Origin of the sequence: Hyphomonas sp., assembly GCF_040882205.1 — a bacterium.
Lineage (GTDB): Bacteria > Pseudomonadota > Alphaproteobacteria > Caulobacterales > Hyphomonadaceae > Hyphomonas.
Map to the genome: position 1 here is coordinate 1 of NZ_JBBEBT010000304.1, position 2,121 is coordinate 2,121.

The window sequence follows — 2,121 nt, forward strand, 5'->3', positions numbered from 1 at the left end:
CGGTCTACCTGTTCCCGCCGCTTGATGTGCCGCATCCCGCTGCACTGCGCGCCGTGGAAATTTTCAACAAGGCCTATCCGGATCACAGGGTCACGTTGCCGGAACGGGGCGCGCTGGTGGCCGCGACAGTGGACGGCGCACCGGTGCATACGGTGACCGCGCGCCGGCCTGCAGCGCAGACTTATCTTGTGACATTTCGGCGCGCGCTGCAGGCGCGCTAAACCGTCCTTGGACGGATGGTGGGTGACCGGGCGATGCCGGTTGGCATGATCGCTGGCGTGATGGCAGGCCCGCTGGCAGGCGTTGTGCTTGGCATGGTGCTGGCCGAATTCGGCTGATCGCCGGCATCAGGCCTTGTCCGGTTGCGGGGTGACCCGCAGGTAGGATTTCAGGGCCTTGTAGCCCTTCGGGAAGAGCCGCGCGATTTCGGCGGGGTCCTGCAGGGAGGGTGCGATGATCACGTCTTCGCCATCCTTCCAGTTGACGGGGGTGGCGACCTTGTAGCCGTCTGTCAGCTGCAGGGAGTCGAGCAGGCGGAGCACCTCTTCGAAATTGCGTCCGGTGCTCGGCGGGTAGACGATGGAGGCGCGGATCTTCTTCTGGGGGTCGATGACATAAACGGCGCGCACCGTCAGCTTCGCGTCGGCGTTGGGATGGATCATGCTGTAGAGGGTCGCCACCTTGCGGTCCGTGTCGGCGATGATCGGGAAGTTGACGGCCGCGCCCTGCGTTTCCGCGATGTCATTGCTCCAGCTGTGATGGTGTTCCAGCGTGTCGACCGAGATAACCAGCGCCTTGGCGCCGCGTCTGGCGAATTCATCCCTGAGCTTCGCCGTATAGCCGAGTTCGGTGGTGCAGACGGGGGTGAAATCAGCCGGATGGGAGAAGAAGATGACCCAGTCCGCGCCGGCCCATGGGTGGAACCGGATGCGGCCTTCGGTCGTCTCCGCTTCGAAGTCCGGCGCGGTGTCTCCGATCAAAAGGCTCATTCGTGGTTCCTGTCTCTTGATTTCTGTGGCGAAACTAGTGCCTAACGGGGCCCGAACAACCACAGCTGCCTGAAGCCGCCGATGAGAAATCCTCAATGCCGCCGGGAACGGGTGCGCCGTTGAAGCGGCTCATCCTGATGCGTCACGCCAAGACCGAGCCCTGGTCAGAGGGGATCGACGATTTCGGCCGTGCGCTGACGCCCCAGGGGCACAGCGACGCCAACCGCATGGCCCAGGAGCTGGTAAGCCTCGACTGGAGCCCGGAACGCATCCTCGTGTCGAGCGCGCGACGGGCGCGGGAGACCTGTTCGGAAGTCGCCTCCGTGGTGACCGGCGAGAAGGTGCGGCCGATGGAGGCGCTCTACCTGACCGGCCCGCGCGGGCTTTCCGATGCCGTGGGCCAGAATGACGGCGCCTCCACGCTGATGGTGATTGGCCACAATCCCGGCCTGCATGATTTTGCGCTCGCGATCCTGCGCGAGGGCGGGGCGGCAGATCATCAGGCGTCGCTCCGGCTCGGCGAAAAATTCCCGACCAGCTGCGCGGCTTTGTTCGAAGCGGGTCAGGAAGGCAGGTTCGTGCCGGCGCATTTCCGCCTGATCTGCGTCCTGCGCGCCAAGGATTTCCGCGACGGCGACGCCGACTGAGCTTTCTCCCTAAAAAAACCGCCTCCGTCCTGGCGGGGACGAAGGCGGCAATCACGCGGTCGCCGCTGGCGCGTGAGTAAGAGGGCTGTGGGCCGCGCCAGCGTATCGGGTGAGCGTCAGCCTTCTGCGGCTTTGTGGACGGCGGTCAGGTTCGGGTTGGCAATGTCGCGCACGGCTGGCGACAGCGTGCGGTCGGTGCACGTCTCGATCTGTAAGTCCCGGGTGAAGTTCATCTTGTTGCTGCCCAGCTGGGCGTCTGCGCAGCGCTGTGCGACCTGGTTGCGGATTTTTGCGTATTCGGACGAAGCGCCTTCGGGCGTTGCAAGACTGGCGCGGGAGAACTTCACGTCCATCTTGAAGTCGCCGGTGGCCGCGAAGGCCGGGGCGGCGAAGGCGGAAAGGAGGAGAGCGGCGGCGATGAGGGAGCGTGTCATTTGGGCGTTTCCTTCGGGGGGTTGTCTTGGTTATTCTTGGATTGGGGTGGG

Annotated in this window: 4 protein-coding genes; 2 read left to right on the top strand and 2 right to left on the bottom strand. The window is 64.6% G+C overall.

Annotated features, from left to right (window positions below; all coding sequences use genetic code 11):
* On the top strand, nucleotides 1–221 hold a 221-nt coding region (locus tag WEA77_RS13065; RefSeq protein WP_368068321.1), incomplete at its 5' end, for a hypothetical protein.
* Nucleotides 222–347: 126 nt separating this feature from the next.
* Here the strand turns inward: WEA77_RS13065 and WEA77_RS13070 are convergent.
* On the bottom strand, nucleotides 348–989 hold the full coding sequence (locus WEA77_RS13070) for a peroxiredoxin (protein ID WP_368068322.1): 642 nt from the start codon (nucleotides 987–989) through the stop codon (nucleotides 348–350).
* Between the two features lie 95 nt (nucleotides 990–1,084).
* Between WEA77_RS13070 and WEA77_RS13075 the strand changes: the two genes are divergently transcribed.
* On the top strand, nucleotides 1,085–1,636 hold the full coding sequence (locus tag WEA77_RS13075) for a histidine phosphatase family protein (protein ID WP_368068323.1): 552 nt from the start codon (nucleotides 1,085–1,087) through the stop codon (nucleotides 1,634–1,636).
* Between the two features lie 116 nt (nucleotides 1,637–1,752).
* Here WEA77_RS13075 and WEA77_RS13080 read toward each other — a convergent pair whose 3' ends face one another.
* On the bottom strand, nucleotides 1,753–2,070 hold the full coding sequence (locus tag WEA77_RS13080; protein WP_368068324.1) for a UrcA family protein: 318 nt from the start codon (nucleotides 2,068–2,070) through the stop codon (nucleotides 1,753–1,755).
* Nucleotides 2,071–2,121 lie beyond the last annotated feature (51 nt).